This window comes from Vibrio aestuarianus, from assembly GCF_012395185.1.
GTDB lineage: Bacteria > Pseudomonadota > Gammaproteobacteria > Enterobacterales > Vibrionaceae > Vibrio > Vibrio aestuarianus.
The window spans coordinates 1-2,717 of the sequence record NZ_JAAZTU010000082.1 but is presented as its reverse complement, the minus strand read 5'-3'; the positions used below and the strand labels follow the sequence as shown (position 1 = coordinate 2,717).

General features: G+C 34.3%; 1 protein-coding gene. It reads right to left on the bottom strand.

Annotated elements, in window-relative coordinates; genetic code table 11:
* Positions 1-118: 118 nt before the first annotated feature.
* Positions 119-2,380 carry a hypothetical protein gene (locus HGG78_RS18570; protein ID WP_172533793.1) on the bottom strand — a complete coding sequence of 754 codons (2,262 nt, stop codon included), beginning with the start codon at positions 2,378-2,380 and terminating at the stop codon, positions 119-121.
* Positions 2,381-2,717 lie beyond the last annotated feature (337 nt).

Below are 2,717 nucleotides of genomic sequence, written 5' to 3'. Positions count from 1 at the left end.
TGGGAGAAGAATGAAACATCGTGGGTGGCATGGACATGCAGGGGCTGCGGGTGTAAGGTATATTAGTATGGCGATGGCAGAGGGGTGTCTGATAGTGTGTGTTTTTTTTTTTCACTTTTTATAAGAACCCTATTTTTTTCTTCTCGTCTGGTAGCGATTCAGCAAGCTTCAACAATGCCTTTTCGTTTCTCTCGATGTATGAATCATCTTTGGTGCTGAATTTGATTTCAGTGATGCCGTTTTTCGTTATCATATCGACAATCTGACGATTTACCTGATCTTGAATCTTGTCTTGATAGTCGATGAAATCAGGGTTTCGTAAGAGGTGAACACCACTTGCTTCAGTAAAAGTAAATTTAGTTTTGTTCTTACTGAACTTCTGAACATTCTTATCAAATCGTTGAAGCTCTTTATCTAGTCTCTGTTCGATGAGCTTTTCAAGTTGTTCATCTGTCGCCTTGTTAGGATATTCAACTCTAACCTTATTACTATTAGAATCTGTTGAGAACATCAGATCTACTTGCAAATGACGTAAATCATCAAAGTTCTTAGCTCCTTGAGGCGGTGTAATCGTTAGAATCTGTCCTTCGCCTAAAGTCCTTGCTCTTTCTAACTGCAATGCAGCAATGAACGCCCCTGCTGCTTTCGGATTTGCAATGTTGTATGTCGTTGTCCATGTAGTATCTGAAGTTTGTTTTTCATTGGCTATCGCTTCACCAGTATCTTTATTGAAGAAAGAAATTGAACCATCGTCATTAAGACTTTCTTCAGCGTTCCAATAATCAAATAAGTCTTGGAATCGCTTCTGCAAATACCATTCCTGGTCCACTGTATTCATCAATGTCAGATCTACGTTTGTATAGACGGTTTGACGGTAGTTTAAAGTTTTAGGCATAACATCAAATAGTTCGTTTTGATGCTTCATAATTGCTTCTTCATCAAGGTCAAAGAGCAAGATTAAGCTTTTGCCTTGTAGTTCTGGATTGATGAATGTTGAAGCTTTGAATTTAGTCAGTTTTGCGTTGTTTTCCATCACTCCATTTTTCTTAAAGTTATTATCTTGAACCGTGTGATACGCCATGTTTCCTTGCTTGTTCAGATTCACAATCAAACCTGCATTATGACAGCGATTTTCAAACTCTTTAAAAGCATGAAGCTTTGCAAGCTTCTGTTTCTCTGGTGTTGCTGCAAGTTTCAAATCACGTTCTAAATCTACTTTCGTTTTTTCTATAATAGAAGTCAGAACATCTTCAATTTTATCGATCTTCTGACCTGATTTTAGATTCCTATCAGCGTCAAATCGTTCTGTAAATTTCTTAACTGCAACATCAAAATCCTTACCTTTGAAGCTTGCGGTATTCAGTTCAACGTTTGAATCGTCTAATGTGATTTTCATCTTGCCGAAGCTTTTAGGTGTTAGATGTATGCCCTTTTCTTTAAGAGAAGAAATGACTTCTGCTGTTGATTTGCTACTAGTAAGTTCATTATGAATATTAGATTTAAGATCGTTGTAGCTATTCCTTGCTTCCTTCCAGTTTTGACCATTGCTGATGCATTCAGCAAGGAACTCTCTTCTTGCGAACAGACCTTCTTTCTTCCAGTAACCGATTGCGATACCTTGATCAACACACCAAGCATATTTTTTCTCGAAAGCTATGTGAACTTTTTGCTTTGTATACGAATAAGAAATTGGATTGATAAATCTCCCAGAAACAGGATCAAAGGGAGCGAACATAAAATGGTCGTGAGGATTTTCTTCACCAACAATATGCTCATTACTCATCTTTTCAATATCAATTGCTTTAGTTTTTCTTCCTCGAATCCCACGTTGTTTTTTTGTTTCATTCATATACATAGCGATAATGTCAGCACTCATATAAGTGTTGATTGCGCTCATCTTTTCTTCTTCTGTATTAAGCCTTTTCAAGATCTCGACTAACTCTTTATCAATTTTGCATTTGTTGTCTTTACCCTCTAATACACCATTTTTCAGATTGTCTTTGATACGCTGTCGTTCGTGCAATTTATAAGTGCAATTCCCTTTCTCGTAGTGAATACCGTCTTCACCTGTAGCTGTATGACACTCATTTTTATAGTCTAAACAACTGCTTTTTTTACTGTGCTTCACATAAGTATGAAAAATGTGATTGTGATTATCTTTGCAATACTTTTCAACAACCTGTTCAATTTCGTCATATGTCATATCTTGTCCTTCGCTTTTTAGATACTTCCCAAGATCTGACATATGCTTGTTACCCTTAAATAGTAAGTTGAATCTATCTTTTGCAAGCTCTCTTTTGTTTTTTACTGAAATAACATACATAACATGATGTTTGAAATTATCGACTGTAAATGCAACCTTTGTCATTTTAAAAATCATTATAATATCCTTATTAATATATCTAACCTGATATATTACATTTATCATGAATATTATTTTAATCAACGATTATTAAATCATTAAATCTCAAAGACTGAAAAACATTAGCATTATAATATTTCTATTGAAATAAAAATATATATATAATATTATTTGGAATATATATTTTACAAACATCTTGTTAATAGTATATATATCATAAGGGGTAAACACTTACAGGAGATTAAAAATGATAAAAATTAATGAGTTTGAAAAAGGTACATACATTTTATTTGGAGGTAAAATAGTAACAGAAAGGGAAAAGGTAAAGTCATTGAGTGATAGAATACTAGAAAAC